Origin of the sequence: Nocardia araoensis NBRC 100135 (assembly GCF_000308435.1) — a bacterium.
Classification (GTDB): Bacteria; Actinomycetota; Actinomycetes; order Mycobacteriales; family Mycobacteriaceae; genus Nocardia; species Nocardia araoensis.
In genome coordinates this window covers 1-821 of sequence record NZ_BAFR01000257.1, presented here as the reverse complement: position 1 = coordinate 821, position 821 = coordinate 1, and the positions used below count along the sequence as shown (strand labels likewise).

1 protein-coding gene is annotated in these 821 nt (G+C 63.6%); it reads right to left on the bottom strand.

Annotation, left to right across the window (positions count from 1 at the left end; all coding sequences use genetic code 11):
- Position 1 precedes the first annotated feature (1 nt).
- Positions 2-821 (bottom strand): IS630 family transposase (locus tag ON21_RS30240; protein WP_039803591.1); only part of this gene is annotated, 820 nt, incomplete at its 5' end.

Here is an 821-nt window from a genome sequence, read left to right as displayed (position 1 = left end):
CCTAGTGTTCCGCGCCTGAAATCCGTTGGATATATCGGGCGAGGGAGTCGAGGATCTCCTCGGCGGTCTTCTTCCAGACGAACGGCCGGGGATTCTCGTTCCAGTGCTCGATCCAGGTGGTGACGTCTTTCTCGAGCGCCGCGACGCTTTTGTGGACGCCGCGGCGGGTGAGCTGGTCGGTGAGGTAGCCGAACCAGCGTTCGACCTGGTTGAGCCAGGACGACCCGGTCGGGGTGAAATGGACGCGGAAACGGGGGTGGCGGGCGAGCCATTCGTTGACGATCGGGGTCTTGTGTGTGGCGAGGTTGTCGCAGACAAGGTGGACATCCAGTTCGGCGGGCACGGTCTTGTCGATCGTGACCAGGAACTTGCGGAACTCGGTCGCCCGGTGGCGGCGGTGCAGCTCGCCGATCACAGTGCCGTCGGCGATATTGAACGCGGCGAACAGGCTCGTGGTGCCGTGACGGGCGTAGTCGTGGGTGCGGCGCTCGGGCATGCCCGGCATCATCGGCAACACCGGCTGGGAACGATCCAAAGCCTGCATCTGCGACTTCTCGTCCACACACAACACGACAGCCCGCTCGGGCGGATTGTGATAGAGGCCGACGACATCCACCACTTTCTCCACGAACAACGGATCGGTCGACAGTTTGAACCCGTCGACCAGATGCGGTTTCAGATCGAACCGCCGCCAGATCCGCCCGATCGTCGATTTCGACAGCCCGGTCCGCTCGGCCATCGACGACCGGGACCAATGCGTGGCATCACGCGGTGTCTGCTCCAGGGTCGACGCCAGCACCTGTTCCACCCGGTCCAAAAGG